The organism is Lactobacillus nasalidis, assembly GCF_016587775.1.
GTDB classification, from domain to species: Bacteria; Bacillota; Bacilli; order Lactobacillales; family Lactobacillaceae; genus Lactobacillus; species Lactobacillus nasalidis.
The window spans coordinates 1-426 of sequence record NZ_BOCG01000113.1 but is presented as its reverse complement, the minus strand read 5'-3'; the positions used below and the strand labels follow the sequence as shown (position 1 = coordinate 426).

Here is a 426-nt window from a genome sequence, read left to right as displayed (position 1 = left end):
GCCGCGTTTAGCCACTTCGCTATTCCTCCATTTTCAATGGCGCGGGACGGAATCGAACCGCCGACACATGGAGCTTCAATCCATTGCTCTACCAACTGAGCTACCGAGCCATCAAACGGTCCATGCGGGATTTGAACCCGCGATCTCCTCCGTGACAGGGAGGCGAGATAAACCACTGCTCCAATGGACCATATTGCGGGAGCCGGATTTGAACCAACGACCTTCGGGTTATGAGCCCGACGAGCTACCAGACTGCTCCATCCCGCGATAACAAAAGGAGGATGTGGGATTTGAACCCACGCACGAGTCGCCCCGTCTAACGGTTTTCAAAACCGTCCCCTTAAGCCACTTGGGTAATCCTCCATATGATGGAATCATTATTATTCTATTCTTGCCTTCCGGCAATGACCCGTACGAGATTTGAAC

General features: G+C 52.6%; 4 tRNA genes. All 4 read right to left on the bottom strand.

The window, feature by feature from the left end:
- Nucleotides 1-37 precede the first annotated feature (37 nt).
- Nucleotides 38-110 (bottom strand) — tRNA-Phe (locus lacNas_RS01695).
- A 6-nt stretch (nucleotides 111-116) separates the two neighbouring features.
- A tRNA-Asp gene (locus tag lacNas_RS01690) sits at nucleotides 117-190 on the bottom strand.
- A gap of 3 nt (nucleotides 191-193) precedes the next feature.
- A tRNA-Met gene (locus lacNas_RS01685) sits at nucleotides 194-267 on the bottom strand.
- 8 nt (nucleotides 268-275) lie between these two features.
- A tRNA-Ser gene (locus lacNas_RS01680) sits at nucleotides 276-363 on the bottom strand.
- Nucleotides 364-426: the final 63 nt, after the last annotated feature.